21 protein-coding genes and 1 pseudogene are annotated in these 25,331 nt (G+C 38.2%); 4 read left to right on the top strand and 18 right to left on the bottom strand.

Going from position 1 to position 25,331, the window contains the following annotated elements; translation table 11 throughout:
* Window positions 1-2: 2 nt before the first annotated feature.
* The 13 genes from WAO84_RS07870 to WAO84_RS07810 all read right to left on the bottom strand — a co-directional run bounded on the left by WAO84_RS07870 (window position 3) and on the right by WAO84_RS07810 (window position 17,515).
* Window positions 3-5,579, bottom strand: coding sequence for an SDR family NAD(P)-dependent oxidoreductase (locus tag WAO84_RS07870; RefSeq protein WP_340064943.1), 5,577 nt, complete (start codon window positions 5,577-5,579; stop codon window positions 3-5).
* 215 nt (window positions 5,580-5,794) lie between these two features.
* The gene (locus tag WAO84_RS07865; protein ID WP_340064942.1) at window positions 5,795-6,799 is read right to left on the bottom strand and encodes a DUF1702 family protein; all 1,005 of its coding nucleotides are present in this window, start codon (window positions 6,797-6,799) and stop codon (window positions 5,795-5,797) included.
* A 28-nt stretch (window positions 6,800-6,827) separates the two neighbouring features.
* On the bottom strand, window positions 6,828-7,796 hold the full coding sequence (locus WAO84_RS07860) for a hypothetical protein (RefSeq protein ID WP_340064941.1): 969 nt from the start codon (window positions 7,794-7,796) through the stop codon (window positions 6,828-6,830).
* Between the two features lie 24 nt (window positions 7,797-7,820).
* Window positions 7,821-9,701 carry a CRTAC1 family protein gene (locus WAO84_RS07855; protein WP_340064939.1) on the bottom strand — a complete coding sequence of 627 codons (1,881 nt, stop codon included), beginning with the start codon at window positions 9,699-9,701 and terminating at the stop codon, window positions 7,821-7,823.
* Window positions 9,702-9,774: 73 nt separating this feature from the next.
* Window positions 9,775-10,761, bottom strand: a complete 987-nt coding sequence (locus WAO84_RS07850; protein WP_340064938.1) for a sulfite exporter TauE/SafE family protein — start codon at window positions 10,759-10,761, stop codon at window positions 9,775-9,777.
* A gap of 192 nt (window positions 10,762-10,953) precedes the next feature.
* Window positions 10,954-12,141: a pyridoxal-dependent decarboxylase gene (locus tag WAO84_RS07845; RefSeq protein WP_340064937.1), complete on the bottom strand. Its 1,188-nt coding sequence runs from the start codon at window positions 12,139-12,141 to the stop codon at window positions 10,954-10,956.
* Window positions 12,142-12,417: 276 nt separating this feature from the next.
* Window positions 12,418-12,987: an SRPBCC family protein gene (locus WAO84_RS07840; RefSeq protein ID WP_340064935.1), complete on the bottom strand. Its 570-nt coding sequence runs from the start codon at window positions 12,985-12,987 to the stop codon at window positions 12,418-12,420.
* Window positions 12,988-13,059: 72 nt separating this feature from the next.
* On the bottom strand, window positions 13,060-13,512 hold the full coding sequence (locus WAO84_RS07835) for a DUF1569 domain-containing protein (protein ID WP_340064934.1): 453 nt from the start codon (window positions 13,510-13,512) through the stop codon (window positions 13,060-13,062).
* Between the two features lie 153 nt (window positions 13,513-13,665).
* Window positions 13,666-14,106: a YciI family protein gene (locus tag WAO84_RS07830; RefSeq protein WP_340064933.1), complete on the bottom strand. Its 441-nt coding sequence runs from the start codon at window positions 14,104-14,106 to the stop codon at window positions 13,666-13,668.
* A 7-nt stretch (window positions 14,107-14,113) separates the two neighbouring features.
* Window positions 14,114-14,461 (bottom strand): YciI family protein, encoded by a 348-nt coding sequence (locus WAO84_RS07825; protein WP_340064931.1) that lies wholly within the window; start codon window positions 14,459-14,461, stop codon window positions 14,114-14,116.
* Window positions 14,462-14,512: 51 nt separating this feature from the next.
* A complete protein-coding gene (locus WAO84_RS07820) occupies window positions 14,513-14,866 on the bottom strand; it encodes a YciI family protein (protein WP_340064929.1) in 354 nt (117 codons plus the stop codon).
* Window positions 14,867-15,071: 205 nt separating this feature from the next.
* Window positions 15,072-16,799 (bottom strand): MBL fold metallo-hydrolase, encoded by a 1,728-nt coding sequence (locus tag WAO84_RS07815; RefSeq protein ID WP_340064927.1) that lies wholly within the window; start codon window positions 16,797-16,799, stop codon window positions 15,072-15,074.
* A 176-nt stretch (window positions 16,800-16,975) separates the two neighbouring features.
* Window positions 16,976-17,515, bottom strand: coding sequence for a UpxY family transcription antiterminator (locus tag WAO84_RS07810; RefSeq protein ID WP_340064926.1), 540 nt, complete (start codon window positions 17,513-17,515; stop codon window positions 16,976-16,978).
* 1,480 nt (window positions 17,516-18,995) lie between these two features.
* Here WAO84_RS07810 and WAO84_RS07805 point away from each other — a divergent pair.
* Genes WAO84_RS07805 through WAO84_RS07790 form a run of 4 tightly spaced genes read left to right on the top strand, consistent with a single transcriptional unit; the run spans window position 18,996 to window position 22,241 of the window.
* Window positions 18,996-19,748, top strand: a complete 753-nt coding sequence (locus tag WAO84_RS07805; protein ID WP_340064925.1) for a Type 1 glutamine amidotransferase-like domain-containing protein — start codon at window positions 18,996-18,998, stop codon at window positions 19,746-19,748.
* 31 nt (window positions 19,749-19,779) lie between these two features.
* Entirely contained in the window at window positions 19,780-20,262 is a 483-nt protein-coding gene (locus tag WAO84_RS07800) for a hypothetical protein (RefSeq protein WP_340064924.1), read from the top strand.
* Between the two features lie 4 nt (window positions 20,263-20,266).
* Window positions 20,267-20,458, top strand: a complete 192-nt coding sequence (locus WAO84_RS07795) for a helix-turn-helix transcriptional regulator (protein WP_340064923.1) — start codon at window positions 20,267-20,269, stop codon at window positions 20,456-20,458.
* A gap of 25 nt (window positions 20,459-20,483) precedes the next feature.
* Entirely contained in the window at window positions 20,484-22,241 is a 1,758-nt protein-coding gene (locus WAO84_RS07790; protein WP_340064921.1) for a serine hydrolase, read from the top strand.
* A gap of 306 nt (window positions 22,242-22,547) precedes the next feature.
* On the opposite strand, the gene WAO84_RS07785 is transcribed toward WAO84_RS07790, so the two are convergent.
* From WAO84_RS07785 to WAO84_RS07765, 5 genes and pseudogenes are all read right to left on the bottom strand, one after another.
* Window positions 22,548-22,712 carry a hypothetical protein gene (locus WAO84_RS07785; RefSeq protein WP_340064920.1) on the bottom strand — a complete coding sequence of 55 codons (165 nt, stop codon included), beginning with the start codon at window positions 22,710-22,712 and terminating at the stop codon, window positions 22,548-22,550.
* Between the two features lie 576 nt (window positions 22,713-23,288).
* Window positions 23,289-23,517 (bottom strand): annotated as a pseudogene (locus WAO84_RS07780) (helix-turn-helix domain-containing protein); the annotation flags it as partial.
* A 118-nt stretch (window positions 23,518-23,635) separates the two neighbouring features.
* The gene (locus WAO84_RS07775; protein ID WP_340064918.1) at window positions 23,636-24,247 is read right to left on the bottom strand and encodes an alpha-ketoglutarate-dependent dioxygenase AlkB family protein; all 612 of its coding nucleotides are present in this window, start codon (window positions 24,245-24,247) and stop codon (window positions 23,636-23,638) included.
* On the bottom strand, window positions 24,234-24,479 hold the full coding sequence (locus tag WAO84_RS07770; protein ID WP_340064916.1) for an Ada metal-binding domain-containing protein: 246 nt from the start codon (window positions 24,477-24,479) through the stop codon (window positions 24,234-24,236). Before WAO84_RS07770 ends, WAO84_RS07775 begins: the two co-directional genes overlap by 14 nt.
* Window positions 24,479-25,186, bottom strand: coding sequence for a 2OG-Fe(II) oxygenase (locus WAO84_RS07765; protein ID WP_340064915.1), 708 nt, complete (start codon window positions 25,184-25,186; stop codon window positions 24,479-24,481). The genes WAO84_RS07770 and WAO84_RS07765 overlap by 1 nt, the downstream gene beginning before the upstream one ends.
* Between the last annotated feature and the right edge of the window lie 145 nt (window positions 25,187-25,331).

The raw sequence follows: 25,331 nt of genomic DNA, 5'->3' as shown, positions 1-25,331 counted from the left end.
AGTTATTGTTTAATTTCCTGGCTGTAATTAAGTTGAGATACTCTGAGAAAAACCGGTTCTTCTATTCCCTCTATACGCATCTCAGAAATTGTCTCCAATACTTCACGATCATGATCTGTATGTATTGAAATATCATTAATCATTTCTGTTGATGTTGCTTTGGCCAGAGTAAACTGATATCCCTGAAATTCCAAAAGCTGGGTATCAGCTCCGTTCTTCAGATTTTCTATTACATGCTGACAGCCTTGCAAAGACAACTGAAATGACCGGTCTCCGGTACGTTTTATACATTCATATTGCAAGTAGGCAGTAAGGAAATGCGAATCCCAGATCCCGCTGAAGGCAGTTCCCGAAACTTTGGTAAGAGTCAGGCTTTTCCAGGACTGCTTCACTTCACCTTTTGCATTGTGAATACAGACATCTATTACAGTTTGGTTATTTTCTTCATACAATTCACGGGTATGTATATAAAGAGGCCCGGGCACTTCTTTTGTTGTAATATAGATCTCTTTTGCTCCGGTAGGTAACAAACTAAATCCGGGTCTGCATGCCTGATGACAATGTATAGCCGCATCGTTAAGACCGGGGTCTCCCAACACCAAGCTATCGGGGATAAAAGCTCCAAACCAGGTATCTTCTGTACTGGTATGGGCCGTTGCAATTGATTCTGTAGCTGTAATTTTCAGGAATGAGGTAATGCGCCTGAAAGGTCCGTGATGAAACAAAAGATCATCATAGAACTTTTTTTCTACACTCAATGGCAGGGTGGTTTGTTCTTCCAAATATCCTGCAGGTACATATTCATGAGAAATGGTATCTAAACAAATATCCAGTTCAAAACAATTTACTTCATATCCGGAATCTTCGCTATGCACCACTGCTTTGAAAGTGGTATCATTTACTCTTGTAATGATAAAGCGTACGGTATTGGATTCTTTTTCCGGGATGAATATGGATTTGTGTATTTGCAGATTTCGAAAACAAAGGTTCTGAACCTTATCGGGTACCAGTAAGCTCATAAGTTGAGCCACCCCTTCCAGTATCATTACGGTTGGAAACACATACTGATTTTGGAAAACATGGTTCTTTAAATACACATCGTCATTTAAATGTACTGCTACATCGGATACGATCTCAACGGCTGGCACATAATTCTTTATCTTCGATATAAATCGTCCCAATGGTATTTTATTTTTAGCATACATCAGGGTCGGAACATCTCCAAAACGGCCTGAAATGATGAGGCGGTTTTCTTTAAAATCTTTATTGAGTACAGTTGCTTTGAGGAAATAAAGTGCCTCTTTGACAGGTATAGGCCAAACACCTTCTTTTTTGAGTGTGTCCACACTGTTAAGCGCTACTCCCATCCCGGTCTCGTCCCATACGGACCATTCAAGGGTAAAACATCTGCATTTGGGGTACTGTTTACCCAGGTCTTTTAAAAAAATAGCCAGTTGATCATTGGCCCAGGCATAATCTGCATTCCCTTTCATCCCTATTTGGGCTATAATAGACCCAAAACCTACAGCAAGTTTCATTTTATCCATATCCAGGGCCTGTACTACGTTTTCAATTCCCTTATATTTTACAGATAATGTATTTTTAAAATCATCAATAGTTAATGTGCTTAAAGGTTTTGGTGTGTTTATACCCGCACCATGTAGCAGTACTGTAATGGTACCTAAATGTGATACCAATTCTTTTACTCCTCTGGTAACTGCTTTTCCATCACAAACATCTGCCTGACAATAATGAAACTTAATCCCTTCTTCACGAAGTATTTTTAGATTTTGGGACAACACCCTGTCTTCTTCAGGAGCTGCACGTCCCATAAGGGCTACTTTGGCTCCTGTAACGGATGCCAGTTCCCGAACAGATTCAAAGGTTATCCCTTTTCCTCCTCCGGTAGCCAGTATCACATCTTCGGGACCCAGATCTTCATCTGTTTTATTTGATGTGATCGCATATCTTTCAAATTCTGATTCTGAGCGTATCCCCTCAGGATCGTAGCATACTTCTTTATACCCTGTGACTGTTTGTAATTCGTTTATAAGTATTTCCACAGGCTTTTCAAGTGCAGTATGCATTTCAAGATACAAAGACTGAATGTTTGGTGTTTCTTGACAAAAAGAGCGTAACAGAGGTCTCAGATCCCCGTTTGTGGTTTCTGACATAAGGTTTACCAGCATTAAAAAACGCCCTTGTTTTACGCGGCTTGTTTTCAAAAAGGCAAGAAAATCGGGAAGTGTCTCTACTGCCTGGTCTGATCTATAGATAAATATAGATCCGTCACCTACACGAAGGTTTGCTTTTGCTACTACATTTTCCCATTGAGATTCAAAGCCGGAGGTACCACTAATGGTTACCGTCCCGGAGCCTTTGTCAATAATGATGTTTCCCGCTTTTTTAGGGGTTTGTATTCGTCTGAACGCCTGTGTCCAGTTATGAGTGGTATTGAAACGTATTGCTTCTCTGTGATGTTTATCAATATTCCCGGTTTCTCCTTTAAAAATAATTTCACTTATTTCTGCAATAGTCCCGTCTGAATTTGCTTTGATGGAAGCCGCCGAAAATACTTTCTGGCTTTTGTTAAAGTCTTTTGTAGCCACGGAAATAATTTCTGTAATGGCTAACGAGTTTAGATGAAGTTCAGACAGAATACGGTCGGTAGCCTGAAGGGTTGCTTCGGGAAGTTCGGTCTTACGACTTATGAGTTGTTTTAGATACTGCTCTACCCCTTGTGCCGAGTTCACATTGGCTACCTGTATGGCCTCACTTTTTTCTTCTGTTATGATTTGTGAGGTTAGAGAAGCTGCTTCTATAATGGTTCGCACCATATCGCTCTTATACTCGGTTTTCTCACATGGATTTACCAATACATCAAGCTCCCACCGGTTTAAATCAAAGGGTTGATAGTAGCGATTGTGATTAAGCTCACCGAAACTAATTTCCTGTCCTGAAATATGGGCAATAGCTAAAACATTCAGAAGCCCTCTAAAGGAAGTAGAACCAAAGTCAAGTGCTACTGTTTCAAATTCCTCATACTCTTCAAGAGATCGGGTTAAAGCCTTTCCGGGGCCTGTTTCTATAAGCACTTCTGCTTTATCTATTAAATGGGAAATTGCCTGAGTGAATTTTACCGGCGCCTCTATCTGTTGGTAAAGGTGTTCGACATAATCTACCGATCCGTTGAGGGCACTGCCACAAACCGTAGAAAAAATATCTTTATGGGTCTTTCCAAATGACCATTGGGAAAGGTCTTTTTTAAATTTTTGGGCCGCAGGCCGCATCATTGGAGTATGAAATGCGTGGGATACCTGGAGTTTTACATTCTGGATACCCTTTTCAAAAGCCAATTCACTTACAGCCAGTATTTCGGTTTCCCGACCACCTATTACAATACTGTTTTTACCATTATACCCGGTTATATCTACCTGATAATCGGCAATTAACAGTTCTGCGGTTTCCTGGTCACATTTGAGTGCAAGCATAGCACCTCCCGGCTCTCCGTAAGTGGACATTGAAGCTCCGCGGGCACAGGCAATTTTCTCAGCATCTTCACTGTTGAACAAGCCTGCCCACGATAATGCTGATATCTCTCCCAGGCTATGTCCTATACCATAGGTAGCTTCTATACCAAAATGTGCCAGGAGTTCCAGTGATTGTAATGTGCGTTGTACAATAGCAGGCTGTGCAACCGAAGTATCTGCTACTTTTCCCTCGAAGGAAAAAGTATTTACTTCCATATCCAAAAGGTTTTTGCAAAGGGTCTCATATGCTCCCAGACTTTTATAAATGGGGGCTCCCTGACCGGGAAAAAGAAATGCCAGGGTTTTGGCCTCCCCGGTTATATCCATAAATATCCCTTTCTCAATATCAGTATAACGATCTTTTCCTTCACTTACTTTTTGGAGCACTCTTTCCAGGTTTGCTTTTAACTCATCAGGAGTTGCCGCCACTACTGCCACTTTCCAACGTCCGGCATTATCAAAAGATTCACAAATGGTTGCCGAAAGGTCGGTGAGCTCTGCTCTGGAAATATCGCGGGCCAGTACTGTAAGTTTTTCGATTCTCTTTATAAAAGCTTCTGCTGTTGTAGCAGCGATAGGGAATATTTCACTGTCCCGATGAGATTGTGAAAGTTTTTTCACTTTCGCCGGTACTTTTTTAAAGGTCGTGTTTGTTTTGGCAGCCTCCATAGTGAGATGTACATTGATACCTCCAAATCCCATAGATGAAACCGATGCTTTCATAGGCTTCCGGCCATGCCATAACTGAGGGGTTGTTCCTAATCTTAGAAGGTGGTCATTATTTTCAAGTACTTCATGCAGCCCTGAACCTTTTCTGGATGCCGGTATAATTCCGTTTTTAAGGGCCAGACTTGCCTTTATGAGCCCTGCCACGCCTGCAGCTGCCTTGGTATGACCAATAAGGTGTTTAACAGACCCCAGAATAGCGGGTTCTCCCTTTTTACCGTGCTCCTTAAGAGAGTTAACCAGGGCGGTAAGCTCTATTTTATCTCCAAGGGTTGTGCCGGTACCATGGCCTTCAAAAAGCGCTACTTCACCCATATGGTAACCGGCTTTTTGATAGGCTCTTTCAAAGGCGAGTTGCTGAGTTTCCGATTTGGGACGGGTAACCCCGCCGCCGCCATCAGATGAGATGCCCCAGCCTCTGATAACACTGTATATGTTTAAACCTCTTTTTAAGGCTTCTTCTTCATCCATTAAAACTACGATCCCACAGCCTTCTCCCGGCCAAAAGCCGGCAGATTTTGTACTGTAAACTTCCATCTCCTGAGAGGCCAAAGCTCCGTTTCTGGCAAAACCGATCATTTCAAACGGGTCTATGCTTAGATCTACACCTCCCACCAATGCTACATCCAGTTCTTTATTCACAATCGCATTACATCCATTTACAAACGCCAGCAGAGAAGAGGCACATGCCCCGTCTATAGTAAAGCCACCACCATTAAAATCAAAATAATTACAAATACGACCGGCAATAGTATTACTTAATCCCCCGGCTAATGTATCAGCATTTGGTTTGGGGAAAGGAGCCTTATATACTTTTTCGGTGCCTGTTACTATTTTTGATATTTCCTCTTTGCTGTAATTCATGGCTGCCAGGCTGGACTCCAATACTTTTAACATATATGGCCATCGCAAGCGCAAAATATTGGCCCTGGTAAATTCTCCGTTTAACGAATTTCCCAAAATAACCCCCGTACGTGTTTTATCAAGCCCGTCCCCATTTTCAAAACCGGCATCTTTTAACGCTCCGTAAGCAACATCCAGTGCCAGCCAGTGTGCCATGTCGGTTTGTTCAAAAGTGGATTTGGAGACTCTGTATTTTACGCGATCGAAGTGATAGTTAGTTAGTACCGATGCTTTTGTTGAGTAGGTATAATCTATATGTGATTTATCGTCTGAATAATAATAATCAAGATTTAATCTTTTATCAGGGATTCTTCTAAACTGCTGCCTCAGGGACAAAATGTTCTCCCAGTACTTATCCGGGGTATTTGCTCCCGGATAACGGCAATCAATTCCCACAATGGCAATTCCTATATTATTCATAATGGTTATATGGTTAAATACTACTGATCTTTCACTTAGTTATTCATGGCCTTGGTACTACCCGTTTTAGCATGATCTGATAACTGATACGGTTTTAAACGGAACCACCAGGTAAAAAGGGAGGTAGTTACTACTCCCTCCCTCGTATGAAGATCGGTAAGGTTGTTGTTTGTTTAGTTTTTTGTGTTCTGGTTTGTCAAAAAGTGGGGGTGTTTTCAGTCTTTTAGTTCACTTTCTAGAACTAATGTTCTTTTTTCTTTCTGTTGATGATTAGTACGTACCCATTCTCTTATTTCTTTAAGGAAAACATGAAGAGAATGATCACCGTCAATGTACCTTCTACCTTCCAGTTTTTCTTTGGCGGCGGCTGCAAAACGAATACAGGTTTCTGCGTTTTTACCGGTTAATATCTGTTCTGTAGTATCCTGCATGTGCGGATTTCCGGCAATATCACGGGTATGAACAGCCAGGACAGAACCTTCTCCTAACATGATCGCATGTTTACCGGCCAGTTGGCGCAATTGTCGTATTTTACTTTTGGCAACCCCTCCTGCATACGTGGCGGCGAGCCCAACTCCAGACCATACTGCGGCCTGCCTGCCTAAGGGAAGGGCATGAATGGTATTTGCTATTTTTTCCGGTTCACCACCATTATAAAACCACAATGCTCTTCCTATCCCATTGTCATAACATTCCAGATAAAATCGATCTTTGAGAACACTTTTAGGCACATATAGTTTTTTAAGGGTTTTAACAGGTTTAAAATATGCATAGTAAAACCCTATTCCGTTTAGTATGAGTAACCCGCTGGTGGGATCTGCTTTTTGTACAAATTTTTTAAAAGGCCGGTTAAAAAACACGCCACTGGCAATTCCGGCACCTATATATGACATGTATTCATGATGGCTACCGGTAGTTTTTATAAATTTCCAGAAGCGATCTCTCTTAAAAAGAGAAAACAGATCTAAGGTATAAAGTCCCATACCTATTCCTTCATTAAAAAAGCCAACAAGTTCTTTTTTGATCATGTTGGTATGGGCTTCCAAATTGGTTGAAAGTCCGGTTTCTAAGGCGGTATTATATCCGTTTACTACGGTTTTTGCTACCAGTTCCAGCCTTCCCTGTGCTTTGGCCCCATTTTGGAAGCCTCTTACGATAAAATCGGCTTCTGTAAGGGGTAACGCAAAGAACATTTTTCGTAAAATCCTTAATTTATTCATGGTTCTTTAGTTTATTGTTGGATAAATATTACCTTTCTACAAGTTGTGGTTCTGTAATAACGGGTTCGGGAAATTCTACTTTTTGTACATCGTTTACCAATACTTTTTCAAACGGCACCTGCAATTCTTTTTCACTTTCTTTTTTCAGCAGGTTCTGTACCCAGAAATACACCCCTCTAACAGTACAAACCGCTGCCAGGGCAAAAAAGAGCCCAAATACTACATGCAGTGCCATTAAGGCACCATAGGCAAAGGCTACGCTTAAGCCAAACAGCACCTGATTTCGGGCTTTAAATGGTGTAGTAGAAGGATCACTTACCATATAGAATGTGAAAAGCAGGAAAGCTACCCCTGTCATAGGCCCAAGAGCTGCTATGGTAGCCGTATCATACATATTGGTACGTATCACGGCCTGCACAAAAAAACCTATAAGCCATGCCAGGATTAAAGGCATTTTTTTCGTGTACTTTGCATTGAGAAACGTTCCCAGAGTTACGAAAACAATTACCAGTATCCAGTCGCCAATACCTACTACACTTTCTGTAAACTGATAAGGAGGCGCTGAACCTACCCAGGGGAAAACGAGAAAAGAGATCGCTATTCCTGTATTGGACGGATTGAGAAAGTGCCGGGACTTCCCATTCATATTTACCCGAAGGATCACTTTGGAAAGTAATGCGACAGCTACTCCAAATACAACAGGCATAAGCCCTACATTGGTAAAAATAAGCATTGATACTGCCAAAGATGTAATGTGTGCGGGCAGCAGGAAGTATATAAAACTTAAAACACCCCCGGTAAACGCGGGTTTTCTTTTATCAATAGCTGCTCTAATGGTTTCTATTAAAAGCTCAATACTGTACCCGGCCAGGAGGGCTACTACGGCATGTGCATAGGATTGTTCAAACCCCAGATAAAGATGTCCTGCAATATTGAGTACGGTAATCGCTGCTGCAAAGCGTATAAGTGCCGGTATTCGTTTGTCTGTCTTTTTCATGATATCTTTTAAAATTTTTTACTATTAAAAAGGGAGCATAATGGTATGCCATCCCGGAGTTAACTGAAGTGTTTGTGATGTAATTTGTCTGTTAGATTTTATCCATGAGATCTCTACTTCTACTATTTGGTCTTGCGGGATATTTCCCAAACCAAAATGAATTTCACTGCTACTACCCCCTGCGTGTCCGTTACCACCATCAACAAAAGCCACTCGTTTTTCGCCATTTGCCAGTTTCACACGGGCAAATGCTCCTATGGCATACCTTCCTTTTTTATTGGTGTTTGTTTCTAACTCTTTTACGGTTCCTTCTTCTAAGGGGTATAATAAAGTAAGACCGAGATAACTGTTTTGGAACGAGCCTGTATTTCGGTATAGTTTTGAATCTTCCCACTGGTTGGCAGAAACGAAATCCTGTTTTCCGTCATGTTCTATATCGGCAATGGCGATACCTCTGGTAATCTGGGCATCATCAAGATCGATCTGGGCGGCAAGATCAAAGTATTTTCCGGATTCATGCTTAACAAAAAATGGTATGTGGGCATTTCCGGAAATATCATCTCCGGGTTTAAGGCGGGGCCAGAAGGACACATTTGAAAGAAGCTCATCATTGGCGGTAGCGAGTTCCTGCAATTCTGGCCAGCGATCTACATCTCCTTTTACAAAGCCTGTTCCCTGTATGGCTTCTTTAATACCATCATTATTAAAATCGACTAGTTTGGCTTCCCATGCCCATGAACTTCTGGAGAGGCCCAAAGGCTCACTTTTATTCTCAAAGGGAGCAACTCCTTTAGAAAGCGCCTCTTCATCTCCTGTATTCACAAATACAAAATGGCTTTCATGCAATGCATAATCTGCAGCAATATTGCTTACATAGATGTCCAGTAATCCGTCGTTGTCAATATCTCCAAAATCTACACCCATCCCTTTGAAGGAATCTTTCCCGATCACGTTAGACCTGATGGTGGTAAACTTTCTTCTGCCAAACAGTTCTTTGAATTTTACCTTTCCGGGCTCTGAAAGGTTCAATAAGAGTTTATCGGGGCCAAAGTCATTGGCAACATATATTTCGGGAAGAAAATCATTATTTATATCTCCCGCCGCCAGGGCAAGGGTCCAGTCAAATGGATAGGACAGTCCTTCTGACCAATTTTTATCTTCTTTAAAGACGGCTTTCCCCTGGTTTACACCAGACCACAGGAATATTCTGTTAAGCCCTCCATTATCACCTCTGGACATGGAATGCTGCATGATCTGATCTTTATCGGTAGCTTTGCTGTCGAGTAATTTGGAAGCATCCGGAAAATAATTTCCGATCATGATGTCGGGATATCCATTACCGTCCAGGTCGGCAATGGTGGCAGTGGTGGTATTCCAGGTTTCTCCGGGAGCGAGTTCGGCTTCGGTAAAGCCTTCTCCTTCCTGATAGAAAATTACCGGAGAGCGTCCCAGATAATATACCAGGATATCCATTTTCCCATCTAGGTTAAAATCGCCGGCAAGAGCCCCTGTAGGTGCCATGAGGTTTGAATTATAAGGAAGGGTTTCTACTTTTAACTCAAAAGGAGTAAAGCGGTCTCCTGTAGTATCTGCCGGTGAAATAAAAACTTTATCAAATCGGGGATCTACATGAACAATATCATTAGGTAAACCGTCACCGTCAAAATCGGTAACAGTTACGGCAGCCCCTACCGAGGAGACCCAGGTAGATATTTCTTCATACTGGGGATGCACGTTTCTAACAATTCTGGGGATCTCCCCTTTGGGGTAATACAATATGCTTCGTTCAAATCCAAAGTCTGATGCCAGCCTGGTACGCTCTGATTCGTTAATATCAGAAGGTACTGTAAACGCATATATGGCCAGCAGCAATACAATGGATACAATTCTTGGAATTTGTTTCATAATGTGTACTTTAGGTTTGATGAATAGTTATTGATAGTTGAGTTTTATGGTTGTTTTAGTTTATTAACCTTTACTAAGGTGATGTCATGAAGAGTTTTTGTTTGCGTATCCGTCGCGCCAGTTGCCAAAAGAAGGCGAAGCCGGCTAGTATGACTCCCAGACTCATGAGCAGCCAGGCCGGGGTGGGTTTTATTATAAACAGGGCTCCTACATATTGAATGATAATGATACCGTATAAAAATGATGAAATAACGTGTCGTGAAAAACGACTGATCACGTAAGCTCCCACTGGAGCAAACACAATTACTACGGGAATAGCTACCAGCCAGTATTCTAATGCTACCGGTTGAAAATCTTTTACGATAAATACATGTAAAAAGAAGCCCACTATGGTAGTAAGTGTCATAATAACAACAGAGGTAGGGGTCGCTACTTTCTCACTTACACCATAATAAAGTGTGAGCAGACAAAACGTAAAAATGTCAATACCATTCCCAAAAAAGGAAGTGATCACGCCTCCTATAAACCCAAATAAAACCAGCTTGAAGAGATCAGAGCTATGATGTACATGAAGTGACTCATAAACAGATCGTGTTTTTTTTCGGTTTAAAAGAAATAAAGCAAACCCAAAGCTCATCCATAGAGATACAAAGAACATTTTGGTCATAGGTCCGGAGAGATGCTGTACCATAAAGAAGGTACCAAGTATTAACCCTGCCACCCCTCCTAAAGTTGCATAAGTGACTGTTTTTTTCTCTATAGGTATCTTAAGTCCTATGATAAGGAGACTGGCAGCTGTCATCCCTACACTTTGTATGGCAAATGAGAAATTACGTGCTACCTCAGGAGCAATTTTTAACAACAGGGTAAAAACGGGATAGGCTACTGCTCCCCCTCCTTCTGAACTGGCTCCGGCAATAAATGAGCCAAAAACCATGGTAAGTGTAACAGGCCAATGTTTCCCAAATAAATGGAACTGTTGATAAGCCAGCATATACCAAAACCAGCTACTTATTACCAGTAAAAAAAAGACAATATACGCCTTAGGTAACTTTTTCATGATACCTTAAAATCAATTAAAATTTGATATTCAAGCAATACTTTCCATACAATAACTCACAGACAGTGAGTGCTTTTTCCATACAGAAAAAGTATGTGTTGCGAAAGCCGGCTTTTACTTAAAAAGGGAGGGAGGCGCTTATGGGCCGAAAGACCCTAAGGTGATAAAATTAACGATTGTGTACGTTTCCGGCTATCCGGCTGATTTGTGTAGCATAGCCAGCCTCGAGCTCAGCATTCTGGAAAGAAATACCTCAAGGGCTTCTTCCGTAACGTGTTCCATGGTGAAAATATGAGTATATCTGAAACCATCTTTATGCAGATAGAGCGGCAGATGGTATTCCTTAAGTATATTATCATCAGGTGCTTCAAAATACACACAGGGAGAATACGGGTTCTTTATGACTTTTATACCTTCTTCCTGAAGCCTGTTAGCAAAAGAAGTTGCTTTTTTCAATACTTTCTCCGTACGATCTGCCATACCTTCATACCCAATTTTCTTTAGCTTCATTAAGGTGATAAAAGGGGAAAGACCATCACGGGAACCTGGTACAGTGGTATCATGTGATTTATAGTCTTCAATAAAAGGGGCTGACTGCGAAAAATCAAAGCTCGATTTTCTCAGGAGGAATAAAGATCCTGGAACCGGTATGCCCAGTCTTTTATGAAAACTTACCGAAAGGCTGTCTATTTCCGGGATACTAAAATCCAGTTTTAAAGGAGTATTTTCAAGAAAAGGAGTGATCATCCCTCCCAGTGCAGCATCCAGATGAATAAAGCAATTATCTGCTTTAATACCTTTTTCTTTTAGAATGCGTATCAACTCGGGAACATTATCATAGGCTCCTTTAGCAACCGTACCGGAGCAGAAACAAAAAATGAATTTTTCATTGTTATTTCTGCTTTCCAGAAAATGGGAAAAAGCATTCGTATCTATATCTCCGTTTTCTGTAGTTTCAATTTCTTTAAATGCTTTAACGCGGGTAATGGCCCCTGCTTTACAAATACTGTTATGCGCTCCTACAGAAGTTACCAGAGTCACATCCTGGCTCAGTTTTTTAACGCCTAAATGTACTGCCTGTAAATTGGAAACACTGGAGCCACCCGTGTAATAACCCCAAGAATTTTGAGGCGAAAGATGCAATAAGCCAGCCATTAAAGATACCAGTTCCCGCTCGTATTTAAAGGTTTCCAGGTGCCCTCCTTTTCCGGAAAAAGGGTCTCCAAGGTTATTAAGTGTGTGTTTTAGAAAGGGAGCAAAATCCAAACAATCGTCGGCATCCTGGTTAATTTGAATACCTAAACATTTACTTTTCTCATTGTTGAGGTAGCTGAGAAAGCTATTGAGTTCCTCATGATAGGCTTCTTTAGTTATTTTCATGGATGTTGTTTTTATCGGTCAGGTAAAAAAAAGTTGTATAACAAGTAAAAAATGGTTTGTTTTTCAAGGCCTGAATATGGAAAAACAGAAGAGGCCTTTAGAAAAAATAACTTGTTTACAAATTTGCTTTAAGGTAGCAGAATTGTTTAAAATCAATTCTAAAACTTGTAGTTTGTTTTGTGGTAGCTGTAATTCTTTTGGGAAATATAAAGCCAAAATAAAAGCTATTTTGGCTTTATGAAATGGTTTGGTTTATGTATTAACAGGGTGTTTTTACTATGGACGAAGTGAAACCTGTTGTTGTTTGCCTTCTGCCAGTTCTTTAAGAAGATCGAGGCCTTGTTGGTTAGTGGCCCTCATTTCATCTCTCAACCCCAAAAGGTAGGCTATGATGTTTGATGGAAACTTCATCTCAATATCGAAATCAAGTGTAACTTCAGTGCCGCCGTTTTTTGCATCTAAACGATACACGAACTGCGGGTTGGCCTGAAACGGAACTGTAATATCACAATTGACTTTCACTAATTTATTTTTCTTTAATTCGGTAATGGTTTGTGAACCCTTACTTTCTTCAGCTACGCCTTCCCAGTGAAAGGTAGCCCCTACCTGACCATCCTGGCCGGTGACTTTATGTTTCTGCTCGGGATCCTGAACTTTAAAAGGAGACCAGTTAGGATAATTCTCCAGATAACGTATTTCATCGTAAACAACGTCCACCGGTGCATTTACAAATTGTGTGGAAGAGATACTGATATTCTTCTCGTCTTTGGCCAGCAGGGACAAAATACCTACCAGGGCTACCAGTACGATAACCAGGCCCAATACTATTTTTAAAAGTTTTTTCATTTTCATCAATGTTATGTGATTGGTTTTAGTTTTTGAACAGTATGTGGTATAAACTTGTAAAAGAACAGATTTTTACACGCCAAACTGTCTCAGGTGATGATCAGTATGTTTATATACCATTTGCCCTATCTGCTCTTTACTCATAGGACCAAAAAACGGATGTACAAAACCATTAAAAGCACCATTACTCTTGGAAGGGTATGATTCTAAAAGTGATATCCATTTTTCTTTAACTTCTTCAAGATCACCACTACCTGTTATTTTAAAAGTAGAATGTGTAGGCTCGTTCTTCTTAAGGGGAGCTTCGTCTTTTAAGGTAGATTTTAATGCCATTTTTCCAAAAAGCTTTCCTATAAACAGCCTTTTGTATTTAGTTTCGCCCTGGTACATCTCTTCACTGAGTACACAGTGCCTTACCATTTGAAAAGGGGTCATTTTTCCCCATTGGCGTTCTGAGTTATCATTTAAGAGCTGTACTCTCTCTATAAGCGAATTTGTGGTTTCTTTGTTGAAAATACTTTTCATGGGAGTATAGTTTTGTTTGATTATTGTAAATAAATGATGCCTGTTGTTACCGCTGTTCCAGCTTAGGTGGTTTTTTAAGGTTTTTTTCAGGATAACCTGCTTCGCCTAAATACGCCGAAGCAGGTTATTGATTCTTAAAAAAGTAACCGTGGGTTATCCTTCGTGCGGTACTACATTTCGTATCTCTACGGTACCACCCATTAAAAGGATGGGGCAATCACCTGCCATTTTCACAGCTTCTTCCATAGATGCTGCCTTTATGATCATATACCCGCCCACTACGTTCTTTTCAGATACGAAAGGGCCATTTTGAACAGCTTTATCGGCTTTCACTACAGAAGCTTCAAAGCCAAGCTCATTGGTTCTTACCAATTTCCCCTGAGCCGCTACTTTGCCTATAAATCCACCCCATTGTTCAAGCATTTGCTGAACTTCTTCCGGGGTAGGATTATAATCTTCAGACATCTCCATACGGAAAATGAGCATATACTCCTTATCGTCTGAAGAAGGGTTTTCATTACTATTCATTGCAGATGCCGTGAACATAACGGAACCCATCAATACAAAAGCGAATACAAATTTTACAAGACGCATATCTTTCTTAATTAAGGTTAATTTCTACAATATCACGAACTTCTACCTGCCCGCCAATCTCGAATATTGGGCACCCTTTAGCCAATTCTACAGCATTGTCCAGTGTCTCGTCTTTTACGATCATATAGCCACCTACCATCTCTTTTACCTCGGTAAAAGGACCATCTACGATAGAGTTGTCTGCTTTTATTACTTTACCTTCTTCGCCCAACTGGTTGGTACTTACAAACTTTCCCTGGGCGGCAATATTACCGATCCAGTCTTGCCATTGCTTCATGGCTGCAGCCATTTCTTCTTCACTAGGCTGATAATTCCCCATGTCGGGAGCTCTGAAAATCATAAGAAATTCTTTCATGGTTTGAATAGATTAAAAATTAATATTAAGAGATTTTAAAATGTTTACAGATTAGGCCGGTTGTTCATCATATACCATGATGTCTCGTATCTCTACTTCACCGTTTATAAGAAGTATTGGGCAACCGGCTGCGATTTTGGCAGCTTCTTCTGAAGAACTGGCTTTAATAAGCATGTACCCCTGTACAATTTCATCAACTTTATCGAAAGCTTTGTTAAGCACTTCTCCGTTTGATTTTACAACTTTGGCGTCAAAGCCTACCTGATCGGTACGTACAAGTTTTCCTTCTCCTGCAATTCCACCAATCCAATTGGTCCATTGTTCAGTAGTTTCGGCTATTTCCTGCTCTGTGGGCTGGTACTCTCCCATATCGGGGGCTCTAAAAATCATAAGGAATTCTTTCATTTTTTTAAGTTTTTAATTGTTTTTTTGTTTTTAAATTATGACGATCACCAGGACTTATTTTGGACATTTTTTTTAAGAAAAATGAAAACAAATTTTTAAGTGTTTGAAATTCAGGTTTTTACAAAAGAATATAAAAAAATGGTTAGGTTTTTGTGTAAGCGGTTTACCAAAATAAGCCCGGTAATACGAAGGAGATATTAAATGATTATTGTGCCGCATTGGCGGTTAGTTCCAGATCTGAGATAGGCCCTAAGCCTCCATGGGTAGCAATGATCTTGCTTACTTTAAGTTCTTTTTCTTCAATATAATCAAGCAGGTATTTTGCATTGTTTATGATCTCAGGCCTGGCTTCCTGGGTGAATGGCCTGAAAGCAAATCCGTTCCAAACCTGAGTAAAGGTACCGTTCCAGTATTGATCTGACTGGATAAGTACTTCGTATTCGGGTATGTATATTACCAACATATCATCAGAGTGTGGTACGGCAGAGGTATTGGTGGGCTTAAGGCGGTGAATCTCAATGGCGCCATTGTCAAGATAGGTAACATCAGTTACTGCTTCTACATCAACATTTCTGGGGTTATTGGCAAAATTATCGGGTAAAAGTGTATGTGAGCCGTTTAACACCTGATTTACACGACCTACGCTTTCTTCGGCTATATATATTTTACCGGTTTCATAAGCAGCTTCTCGAATTCCTGCAAAGTGGTCATGGTGATGGTGTGTTGCTATAACCGCTTTAATGTCTTCTCCGGGAAAAGCATTCTTAGTACCATTAATAAGACTCCTTGTCCACTTTTGGTTAAGAGGTGCATCTACAATTACAACACCGTCTGAAGTTTTGATAGCTACATTCCAAAGTCTGTTATCTGGCCTGCCTATTATTTTTACCTTTTCCCCAACAAATTGACTTGCCAGCCCAAACTGAGATACATCGAAGCTGCCTAGGTCCAGGGCACCGTCATTTACAGGTTCGGGCCAACCTATGTTCCAGGCATTCCATCTGTGATAGAACTGGGTATGATATATGGCAAAAGATGCCTGCTCTTCGTTATAAGCTATCTGTTTTTCCGGAGGAAACGCTTCTGGTGTGAACGTATTGGCAGCCAATTCAGGATTAACTTTAATATTGGTTAGCTCTTCGCGCTTAAACAATTCATTGTCCAGCATATAGTCAAGGGTTGAAGGATACATGATCCCCCCTACTTCTACCCAGTCTTTGTAATATACTTCAAAAAACACATCTCCTTTAAGGAAATCTGCTTCTACAATTCTGGACTTCTGAGGCATTTTTGTTCTTGAATCAATTACGAGTTCAATATCCAGGTTAGCTACTCTGGTGGGAATACGGTAGCTGTCGTTAATCGTATTTTGATCAAGTCCGCCAGTATTGAGTACTTCTTTTAGAAGTTCAATGGGATTGGCCATTTTTTGGTTTTTGAGATTAAATTCTATCTCTGTGGCATATACGCCTCTTGGGTCGGTAACCCCAAAGTAGTATGAACGCCAGCTAAAATCTTTAGATATAGAACCTTGTTTTCCATTAATAATTAATAATGGCCCACGCGTGTTGTAAGGTGCCGGGTGGTTAAAATAAATGGAATCGTAATCCATTCTTATTTTCCTTTGATTTAGCTCTGTATAAAAATCATACTCATAATAATTACTGGTGAGCGGACTTGAGAGATGCGGAATATCCTGCTCATATTCATATGAGTTTCCTTTAGCAGTGTAGGATATGGTTTTTATATCCTGTAAAACCTGAGTACTGCCCATAACTTCAATCACTTCACTCAGACTAATCCCATCTCCATTATTTATGGGTGAACCATCATCATCGTTTTTACATGACGATACGGCAAAAACGGTATAGGCGGCTAAAAATGTGATTCCCGCCTTTCGCAGCATTGTGCTGAATAATTTTAAATTTTTCATTGGTTTTTAAAAGTTTAATAAATGTTAGATTACTTACATTGGTAATATATTGGTTACGTTTACGTATGGTACGCAACTAATACCGCTTGTTAAAAAGTACTTTGAAAATGTTGAATTGCTGTTTTTCCGGGTATATCGGAAAGGAATTAAGAATTACAAACAGATGAGATCTGCATTCATAAAAGTACAGGTTCTGCCTGCCTGCTCATAGTTAAATACGATTGTGGTAAAGTTACCAGCAAGCTTTGTTTAATAGTGTCTAGCCTTACCAGTATTTTTTGCCGGCAATCTGCTCTTAACACCTCGCATTTGAGGCCTTGTAAAGGCCCCTCTCCTATTTCATAAATACCACCGGGCGCAGGTGGTGGAGTTACTGTTAATTCTATCTGGTAAACATCTTCGCAGTTGAGTAAAAGTTTTATCCTTTCTATTTCCTCATCCCTGGCCTTTAAGTATGTATTTCCCAAATTAATAAAAAAGCAAACGCCGCAAATGTTTTGAACCCGATAAAACTCTTTTCGGCATTTAGGGTTCACAAAGACATACGATTTGAATAGCGGTTCCAGTACCACTTTTTTCCTATCGCTCCATTTGCGCTCCTTTCGAACTAATGGGAGGAATGATTCAATGTTGTGTTCAGATAGGGTTTCATGAACTTTTTTCTCGCAACGCGACCTGACGTAGACCACATACCACCCTTTCTCAAAATCTTTCATAAGAAACATATTGTTTTGGTTAATATTTAAATTAATACTAAAAAAAAGGGGAATTTTGATGTGATAATATAGCTTCGCTTCCTTGACTTACAAGCTTTTATTCCTTTGTAAATCAGCACAAAAACACGCATATTTTAATACGTAAAAACTGATAGCAATTACTTTATTTTTTTTTGAAAATACAAGAAAGAAATTAAGACTTAATATTTTCAAAAAAGAATTTTTGAAATAAAAAATGATATTTGTCATCTTTAAAAAATTGATTTTCAATTAGGTAGCGTCTCTTCCTTTTAAAAAAAATTTGTACTTGTGTTTTTAAATTAACTTTTTCTTAACGGGAAATAACTTGTTCGAACTGAAGGGTGTTTAATTTTTTTAAAAAAACGATTAAACAAAGTATTGATATTTGTTTACCCTAATAGGTTATAAAAGTTAAACAACTTATGCCGGCCTTCTTCAATAATGAATACAAAAGCCATTAAAAAACAGGCAGAAGTAGGTTTTTAAGTTAAAAATTGGTGTAAACAGAACTGCTTAAAACCCATAAATTCTTATTTGAACTTACAGTGTATAAGCATTTTAGTAATATACAATACTCAGTAAAAGGGAGATGGAAAAAGAAAACATTCTAACGGGCAGGAAGTAACGAATGTACAGAATACATTACATAGATAAATAAAAAAGCCCTCCAAATCCCTTAGGTTCGGGAGGAAAGCTTTTCATTGGTTTAACTACTAAACCGCGATGAACATATGTTCATCTAACAACACAACTAAACTTTGCAAAAAAGCTTCCTTGACGAGGAAACTTTTTTTGTGCGGTTTGCATAGAATCCAAACCTTATGCTTGTAAATCATATAACAGTTGATGTTCAACCCGTTTCACAAATTATGTATTAACTTTTGTGAATTTTTATATGATTCTTAGAACGTCAAAATAACTTCAGTCGGCAAATATATAATTTGTAATGTGTCAAAGCAACATAAATCTGTATAAATAGTCAAAAATATATGGTACTTCATATATCTCTAAAAATGAAACTATTCAGGCAATTTTAGTTACTAAATTGTAAGAACTCCATAAGGTTAAAAATCTAACTTAACTTACTCTCCTGATTTCGGGCGAATTATTAAAAATAGTATTCATTTGTTGTCAATGCTAGTGCAGCAGATTATCCATATCCATTGAAATCATTACAAGGTAACTCGAAAGTTGACAAAATTTCAAGTAATAAAACTGACATCACTATGGTATTTGAGTTTGAGTACAAAAAGGCTATAAAGAATGTTTTGGCGTATCCTTTAATGAAATATAAATTCACTAAAAACATATAAAGAGCTTTTGGTAACTGGCAAAAAATGATAGAAGCATCTTAGAGAAATAAATATTCGAATGATTACGCTTACAATAATATAAAATGTAAAATATTTTATACATTTTGTAAAATATTTTATACATTTGATTTAAATAATGAGTTCTCATGAAAAAACTAATGTCGATACTTATCCTTTGCAGTTTTTCATTTTCAGCCTACAGCCAATCAGACAAAATGATTTTTGCCTTTGGCGGTGAGGTGACAGAGGCATTTGTTAAGTACACCATAAAACTTACTAATAAAGAAAATCCCAAAATTTGTTTTCTGCCTACGGCTTTGGCAGACAGCCCATACTATATTAATTATTGGTATGAGATAACCGCAGATTTAAAAATGATACCTAGGGTGATTAGAACTTGGAATGTTTCAAACAGACAAGATAAATCGTTTGAAGAGTTATTTTTAGATATGGATGCCATAATTATTGGTGGTGGCAATGTAGTTAATATGTTATCTATTTGGAAAGGGCAGGAAATAGATAAAGCTCTCAGAAAGGCTTACGACAATGGTATTGTACTGGCTGGAGGTAGTGCAGGCTCTTTGTGTTGGTTCAATAGGGGAATAACAGATTCAAGACCCAAAGAATTGAGCATAGTGGAAGGTCTTGGTTTTTTGGATTATAGCAATAATGTCCATCATGATTCGGGTAATGGCGAAAGAAAAACATTATATCACAATTATATTTTGTCCCAGAAATTAAATAATGGTTATGCAAGTGACGAAAGGTCTGGAATAGTTTTCAAAAATGGTAAAGCACAAGCTAGTGTTTCAATGAATGCTAATTCTTTTTCTTATCATGTTTATGAAAAGAATGGGATCATAGTAGAAGATAAATTAGATACAGAAATTATAAATTAATTCTATTTACAACATATAATAAAAATCAATAATGAAACTACTATTTAACAATAAATACAAGAAAGTATCAGGGTGGATATTCTACTTGTCCCTACCCATTGCATTGTATTCGTTTTTAACAGGTAAATTTAATGACTACCTGGTTTTTCATGTCTTTACCTTGTTTTCTTATGAAAAGACAATTAAAACGGCTGATACTGAAAACGTCATAGGCTCTGAGGGTTTCCGTTGGATTGAGAATGGATTGGTAGATGAAATTTTGATAGCTATCATAATTATAGCTGGTATTGTCAATTCCTTCTCTAAAGAGAAATTTGAAGATGAACTCATCGGTAAGCTTAGAACCGAAAGCTTAACACTATCACTTTACGTAAATTATACGTTAATTCTGCTGGCTACTTTTTTAATTTATGAGCTAACGTTTCTTTATGTAATGGTATTTAATCTTTTTACTATTCTATTGATTTTTAATTTAATTTTTAAATACAGGTTGCGCAAACATTATAACAGTTAAAAAAATGAAGAACAACCTAAAATTACAACGCATTAAACATGGATATACACAGGACGATTTGGCTAAAAAGCTTGAAGCTTCAAGGCAAACCATAAACGCTATTGAGAATAATAAATATTTTCCTTCTCTGGAATTAGGGTTAAAACTGGCAAAAATATTAGAATGTAAGGTTGACGACCTCTTTAGTTTAGACTAACTAAACTTATTAAATTTTAATATATATGAAAAGCATACTAATAATATTAATGACTGTTTTGATTGTCTTACAGGGTTGCAAAAACAACGAAGATACTGAGAGTCTTGATAACACGTTACCTGAAGTGTCCCTGGTTGCCAAAAACATTAACAATTATCTCAGGTATATGGAGTCTTTAGGTTTTTCAGGTGCGATAGTAGTTAATCATAAAGGCGAAAAAATTCTGAGTGAAGGTTATGGATTTGCAGACCGAAAGAATAAGATCCGATTTACACCCCAAACAGTGCAATCTAATGGTTCTAACACAAAACAATTTACAGGAGCTTCAATCTTATTACTAGAAAGTCAAAATAAACTTTCTGTAAATGATAGCCTGCCTGTATATTTTGATAATATACCAAAAGACAAACAGCAAATTACGCTGCACCAACTTCTAACACATTCATCGGGATTAATACAGGGTGTGGGTGATGATAAAGAGCCAATGGAATTTGAGACTTTCTTTAATAAATTGATGTCTGAGCCATTAAGATTTGAACCTGGTAATGCGTATAACTATTCGAATGCCGGATATTCTATTTTGGGAAGAATCGTAGAAAAAGTATCTGGCAAGAATTATGAATCTTTTTTAAAAGAATTTCTTCTTGAACCGTTAGGGATGAACAAAACAGGTTATATTTTACCTAAGTGGGAATCTGAAGAGATGGCGATAGGGTATGAAAAAGGTAAACAATGGGGAAAAGTATATAAAAGAGGTTGGATTGATGATGGTCCTAATTGGCATTTACGAGCCAATGGTGGACTACACACAACAGCAGAAGATATGCATAAATGGTTGCAAAACGTAAAAGGAAATGGTGTTCTTAATAGCGAAGCCGTCGAAAAATGGACCACTGGTTATATTACTGAAGATAATAGCTATTCTAAATATGGTTATGGTTTAGTAAGTTACGTTGATGATAAGTGGGGAAAAGTAATTTCTCACAGTGGAAGCAATGGTATTTTTACTTCACATTTTTTCTGGTTGCCAAATAGTGATTTCTTCTTTTATATTCATGGTAATACTTCCATTTTTCCCACTTATAAACTGGAGTATGATATTCTACGTGCCGGATTTGACAAAACTTTTAACTTTCCCCCAGTCATAAAAACCTATAGCCCTGATAATAAGACGATACTCGAACGAAAAGAAGGAGTTTATAAATCTAAGATTGGAACCATTGAATTAATGACAGATGGCCCAAGGCTTATCGCTAAATTTTCTGGTCAAAAAACACTAGACCTTATGTTCAATTATAATGATGAGCAAAAAGAAAAGGTTTCAAAACTAAATGCCACCGCTAAGAAAATAATGAAAAAACTTGAAAATGGCGATGAAGATGCTTTCGAAAGGATTCGTACTGAGAAATCAGACTCAAAGTCAGTTACACAATCTTTTCTCAATCGAATAATCAATATGAGAAGAAATCTAGAGTCGCTTAATGTTATCGGGACTTTTGAAAACTCACCAGGTTCTCAATTTTATGAATACGGTGCTTACACCACTTTTGTACATGCCAGATTTGAAAACTGGAATCAATATTGGAATTTAATATGGAAAGAAGATGGCACCTACAGCGGAATGTCTGGTGGCCCCTGGCCGGAACTTACTTTGGTACCTGTTGGTAAAAACCAATATAAAGGCTTAAGAGGAACTCAACCTTGGATTACAGTAGATGTGAAATATGATAATGATTGTTTAATAATTGAAAATGAAAAGTTCTGTTTTTTACCAACGGAATGAAAGAAAATATAATATGCTTATAGTATGAAAAAATATCTTACCATAAAATTTATTGCTCTTTGCTTATTTATTTCCTGCTAATATGCATCAGCTCAAGGCTGGAATTTAGAGCCAGGAATAGGGTTAGGCCTTAAATTACCTTCTTATTGGGACAATAGAAGAGGTGGTTTTGGACTTGATTTGGGGTTGGCAAATAGCCTCGATTCTCTAGTTATGACCGGTACCTAAATATGGGAGGAGGTCACGGACAACAAAATTAAAACACAAGCAACAGCATAAGTTAACAAAGTAATACCTTTTTCAGGTTTAGCAACTTGTATGCTGGTCACCTGGCCTTTTAATATCTTTATCAATTCCAAAAGTTTCCCTTTCATAAGGTTCATCATCTACTGAATTTGGTGAACAACCTATGAATGTTGTAGTAGTTAAAAATAATAAAATAATTAACAAGAAAAGTGATTTCGTTTTCATGATCTTTTTTTTTAATGTTCAATATTCTTTTTAAAATTAAATAATTATCACAACTTACTGATAATCAGATTAAAACTACTGATTTTTAATTTTAAAAAATATACCAAAATTCAATTATTTTAACAGTAATTTTGCTCTCTTTTTAATTAAAATAAGCTACTCTTTAGGTAAATAATTATCTGATTTTTAATGAAAAACGTCAGCCTTAAAGAAAAATCCTAAAAAAATCATATATATCTTTAAAAATCAATATGTTAAACCCATTATCAACATGTGGTTTTACCGTAAAAACTATTTTTAATTGTAAGAAAGAGTAAGTTGATTTTAGGAACTAACTTTTATCTCCATAATTTTTATTATTTCTGATAATCAAAAAAGAGACATAAGTGAAAAAATGATCAAGAACCAGAATAAAATTTAGTTAAAAAAGAACTAAATAACTTGAATAATGTGAATTTATATTTTATTTCAAAGCTTATAGGCTAATGTAGCTAACAAGATACGAGGCAAAATAAAAGTACTTTGTTCACTTATCGTAAACTCTGTAAAGCTATTTTGATTTTTTATTTCATTATTTAGAAAATTAGACGCTCTGAGTTGACCATAATAAGCAGGGTATTCAATAGCAATAGCCACTACTACACACTCTACTTCTTCATTAATTTTATTTTTTTAAAACAGGTTTTTTTCTAGAAATTTCCTGGAGAGCCAGCTCTCCGCTCTATTTATAAAGTTCTTTGAATCTATAGAAACTATATCCCATTACTTCACAAGCTTGAGGTACATTGCCTGATTGTTTGGCTAATTATAATAACCCTAACTTATGGTTTATTTATTTTTCTTCTGTGTTCATTTGACAAGTCCTATTTAATAATTAAACTAATTTATTGAAATTGTCAAATTAAGTCTTAACTATTACAATTTTATGTCTCGATAATAGTTCTAAAGGTCAAATTTACTCTAGGGTTACATACGGTTTTAGTTGGAGGTAAACGATGTAACCAATGACTCTGGGTTTCATCTTTCATAACCAATAAACTACCGTGTTCAAGTATCAGGTCAATTTTTTTCTTGGTCCTTTTATGTTTAAAAGCGAATTTTCGTTCTGCCCCAAAACTTAGGGATGCGATGGCGCCATTGCGTTTCAGGTCTTTTTCGGCATCGCTGTGCCAAGCCATGCCCTCTTGACCGTTATGGTATAGGTTAAGCAAACAGGAATTGAAGATTTCTCCGGTAAGTTGTTCCACTTGGTCTTTGAGAAGCAGCAGTTCGTTTGTCCATGGCAGTGCTGTTTTTGTGGTCTTTGAATAGGTGTACGAAAATGGCTTTTCGCCGTACCAAGCCACCTTTCGTTTGGTGATGACCTTTTTTCCAAAAATGATGGCCTCGTCATTGCGCCACGCAATTGTTTTTAAAAGAATCCCACGAAAGGAATCGGCATCGGCCGTACTGAAAATTTTGCCGTAATAATTTACTGTTCCGTCTTGCGGCAGCCAGTTTTTTGTGGGGTTATAAGGAATATCAAACAACTTCATTCTTCCATTTTAAATATTCTGACCGCATGCAATGACCACAGGGCCTAAAGCCGTTTTCCTTTGCCTGCTTTTCGTTTGTAAAAAACACACGGGTATGCATTTTCATTCTTTTGCCAGATTTACAATTTAGTGCACCGTAAATCTTTAACTTTCTATTGCCACCCAAGGTGATTGATCTCGTTTTGATTCCATCTCGAAGCTGTTTCGAAGTTAATTCGGAATGCCGTATCATTAGCTTACGGCATCATGAAAAATTATTCCCATTGTCCAGCGTCTGCCATGACAGACCTCGCTGACACCGTGGCGCATGTTGGCACGGTAATATCCCCGAGTTCCGTGAACAGGCCTAAAATTGGTTGCGAAAAGAACCATGTCGCCTTTTTTGGGGTTGAGCACGATGGCCTTTGATTGCGCCCTTGGCACCTGTTGGGTGAGAACGAACTGTCCGCCCGTATAATCTTTTTCCGGTTCGGTCAGGTTAAAAACCCCCTGTATGGGAAAATATACTTCACCATAAATATCTTGGTGCAAGGTATTGAATCCGCCCACTCCATATTTTAAGAGAAGGGGCGTTGGTTTGTTTTGCCCGTTATCTGAACATTTCTTTTGTAATTCACGATGGGACTCTGGATAGGTCACGTCAATTTTTAAGGCCTTCATCCATGTATTGGCAATTGTGCAGAGCTTTGGATAAAGCGATGTGCGCAATTCTTGTATAATTGGGGGCAAGGGGTAATCGAAATATTTGTATTCCCCCTTGCCGAAACGATGCCGCTCCATGACTACCGTTTTTCTGAATAAATTGGGCTGTTCATATAATGCAATGTGTTCCTCACATTCGATGTCATCCAGAATTTTTGGTACCTGACAGTATCCTTTTGAATGGAGCTCGCCGGTTATGGCATCCCAGTCTAATGCTTTTATTTTGTCTGTAATCATAATTTTTTGTTTTCCATTAATGTTGCGGGGTCATCAACAATAGATGAATTTTGTTTTTTTAGTACTCTGATAATATTTTGAAAATGAGTTGTATTACTATTCTGATCCAACCTGAAAATTCCTTCCATCTTATGTACGGTCACTT

This window comes from Ascidiimonas aurantiaca (assembly GCF_037646345.1).
Lineage (GTDB): Bacteria > Bacteroidota > Bacteroidia > Flavobacteriales > Flavobacteriaceae > Ascidiimonas > Ascidiimonas aurantiaca.
Note: the sequence above shows the minus strand (reverse complement) of the source record. Positions and strands in the feature narration are given on the sequence as shown.

What these genes read in the sequence shown, in the direction of transcription:
- WAO84_RS07870 (WP_340064943.1), bottom strand. Translation starts at nt 5,579, where the DNA reads ATGAATAATATAGGAATTGCCATTGTGGGAATTGATTGCCGTTATCCG.
- WAO84_RS07865 (WP_340064942.1), bottom strand. Translation starts at nt 6,799, where the DNA reads ATGAATAAATTAAGGATTTTACGAAAAATGTTCTTTGCGTTACCCCTT.
- WAO84_RS07860 (WP_340064941.1), bottom strand. Translation starts at nt 7,796, where the DNA reads ATGAAAAAGACAGACAAACGAATACCGGCACTTATACGCTTTGCAGCA.
- WAO84_RS07855 (WP_340064939.1), bottom strand. Translation starts at nt 9,701, where the DNA reads ATGAAACAAATTCCAAGAATTGTATCCATTGTATTGCTGCTGGCCATA.
- WAO84_RS07850 (WP_340064938.1), bottom strand. Translation starts at nt 10,761, where the DNA reads ATGAAAAAGTTACCTAAGGCGTATATTGTCTTTTTTTTACTGGTAATA.
- WAO84_RS07845 (WP_340064937.1), bottom strand. Translation starts at nt 12,141, where the DNA reads ATGAAAATAACTAAAGAAGCCTATCATGAGGAACTCAATAGCTTTCTC.
- WAO84_RS07840 (WP_340064935.1), bottom strand. Translation starts at nt 12,987, where the DNA reads ATGAAAAAACTTTTAAAAATAGTATTGGGCCTGGTTATCGTACTGGTA.
- WAO84_RS07835 (WP_340064934.1), bottom strand. Translation starts at nt 13,512, where the DNA reads ATGAAAAGTATTTTCAACAAAGAAACCACAAATTCGCTTATAGAGAGA.
- WAO84_RS07830 (WP_340064933.1), bottom strand. Translation starts at nt 14,106, where the DNA reads ATGCGTCTTGTAAAATTTGTATTCGCTTTTGTATTGATGGGTTCCGTT.
- WAO84_RS07825 (WP_340064931.1), bottom strand. Translation starts at nt 14,461, where the DNA reads ATGAAAGAATTTCTTATGATTTTCAGAGCTCCCGACATGGGGAATTAT.
- WAO84_RS07820 (WP_340064929.1), bottom strand. Translation starts at nt 14,866, where the DNA reads ATGAAAGAATTCCTTATGATTTTTAGAGCCCCCGATATGGGAGAGTAC.
- WAO84_RS07815 (WP_340064927.1), bottom strand. Translation starts at nt 16,799, where the DNA reads ATGAAAAATTTAAAATTATTCAGCACAATGCTGCGAAAGGCGGGAATC.
- WAO84_RS07810 (WP_340064926.1), bottom strand. Translation starts at nt 17,515, where the DNA reads ATGAAAGATTTTGAGAAAGGGTGGTATGTGGTCTACGTCAGGTCGCGT.
- WAO84_RS07805 (WP_340064925.1), top strand. Translation starts at nt 18,996, where the DNA reads ATGAAAAAACTAATGTCGATACTTATCCTTTGCAGTTTTTCATTTTCA.
- WAO84_RS07800 (WP_340064924.1), top strand. Translation starts at nt 19,780, where the DNA reads ATGAAACTACTATTTAACAATAAATACAAGAAAGTATCAGGGTGGATA.
- WAO84_RS07795 (WP_340064923.1), top strand. Translation starts at nt 20,267, where the DNA reads ATGAAGAACAACCTAAAATTACAACGCATTAAACATGGATATACACAG.
- WAO84_RS07790 (WP_340064921.1), top strand. Translation starts at nt 20,484, where the DNA reads ATGAAAAGCATACTAATAATATTAATGACTGTTTTGATTGTCTTACAG.
- WAO84_RS07785 (WP_340064920.1), bottom strand. Translation starts at nt 22,712, where the DNA reads ATGAAAACGAAATCACTTTTCTTGTTAATTATTTTATTATTTTTAACT.
- WAO84_RS07775 (WP_340064918.1), bottom strand. Translation starts at nt 24,247, where the DNA reads ATGAAGTTGTTTGATATTCCTTATAACCCCACAAAAAACTGGCTGCCG.
- WAO84_RS07770 (WP_340064916.1), bottom strand. Translation starts at nt 24,479, where the DNA reads ATGATACGGCATTCCGAATTAACTTCGAAACAGCTTCGAGATGGAATC.
- WAO84_RS07765 (WP_340064915.1), bottom strand. Translation starts at nt 25,186, where the DNA reads ATGATTACAGACAAAATAAAAGCATTAGACTGGGATGCCATAACCGGC.